Raw genomic sequence first — 1,174 nt, 5'->3', positions numbered from 1 at the left:
CTGGCGCCTGGTAGTGGTGGGGCTGCCCCGACTGGATGACAACAGTGGCGCTGGTCTGTGCCTGCGCCACCGTTGCGGCGCCCAGAGACAGCAAGGCGATGGAAACAGCGGCGAGTGCATTGCGGGCCATGGTGAACTCCTCAGAATGATTCCTTGCGGAACCGGAGACTTCATGGTGCAGATGCTGCGTCAAGCCGGTGTAGGCGAATTGCGAAGTCTTGTGAAGTTGTGTTTCCTGCAGCAGGAGCAGCAGCGGTTTCCGTGATTTTTCTCACACTTCCGGCAAGCTGCCCACCCACGTGAACGTAGTGCGGCCCTTCAGCGCCACCACACCAGCGCCGCCACCACGAGCAGGGCAAACCAGGCAGGGTGTCGGCCCTCAGTGGCATAGAACACCAGCACGCCGCTGGCCAGCGTTGCGACCCCGGCCACATCGGCCACCCAGGCTCCCAGGTCCGCGTCCAGGGGCGCGGTCCCCAGGCGCCACATCAAGGCGCTCAGGGCCCAGTCCAGCACGGTTGCCAGGTGCCAGGTGCCCCACAGAATGCGCACCTGCCACTCCCGCAGCACGGGCCGTCCACCGGTGGGCACGATGCCCTCTGTGCGCAGGGCGCGAAACACTAGCAATTCACCCAGCACCGAGTGCGCAACACCCACCAGGGCGAGGCCCCCGGCTGCCAGTACCAGCGCAGTATTCATGGACAGTTTCTAGTTCAATCAGGATGGCCGTGGAAGGTGCAGACGCAGCGCATCAACCGCCTTTTTCGCCTTCAGCGCTTTGGGGCCAGCACAGCGCCAGCGCGGGCGGCAGCGCCAGCCAGAAACCGGAGGAAGGCATGAGCACAATGCCCAGCACCGTGAGTGCCAGCAACCCGGCACCCAGCCCGCGCAAAGGAACGGGCGCCAGGGCAGCGTTGCGTTCTGCCAGCAGGATGGCCCAGCCCAGCAACGCGAACAACACGCCGAACAGTACAAACCAGACCACGGCGCCGACGGCCGGGTCTTTTTGTACGCTGTTGAAAACGCCGCGCCGCACGATCTCTTGCAGCTGGGTCGGAAACACGACGGCGGCATACAGCGTGTGCAGCACCGCCACGGCCAGCATCCACTGGCCCTTCCAGCGGTTGCGAAGCGGTATGACCGTAGAGCGAGGGGCGGGGGAGGTCAGGGAGGT

At 65.1% G+C, this 1,174-nt stretch carries 2 protein-coding genes; both read right to left on the bottom strand.

The features are described from left to right. Window positions 1-318 precede the first annotated feature (318 nt). The gene (locus NFX52_RS30275) at window positions 319-699 is read right to left on the bottom strand and encodes a hypothetical protein (protein WP_252636006.1); all 381 of its coding nucleotides are present in this window, start codon (window positions 697-699) and stop codon (window positions 319-321) included. A 52-nt stretch (window positions 700-751) separates the two neighbouring features. Continuing rightward, on the bottom strand, window positions 752-1,174 hold a 423-nt coding region (locus tag NFX52_RS30270; protein WP_353848511.1), incomplete at its 5' end, for a DUF6463 family protein.

Source organism: Acidovorax facilis, from assembly GCF_023913775.1.
Lineage (GTDB): Bacteria > Pseudomonadota > Gammaproteobacteria > Burkholderiales > Burkholderiaceae_C > Acidovorax > Acidovorax facilis.
Note: the sequence above shows the minus strand (reverse complement) of the source record. Positions and strands in the feature narration are given on the sequence as shown.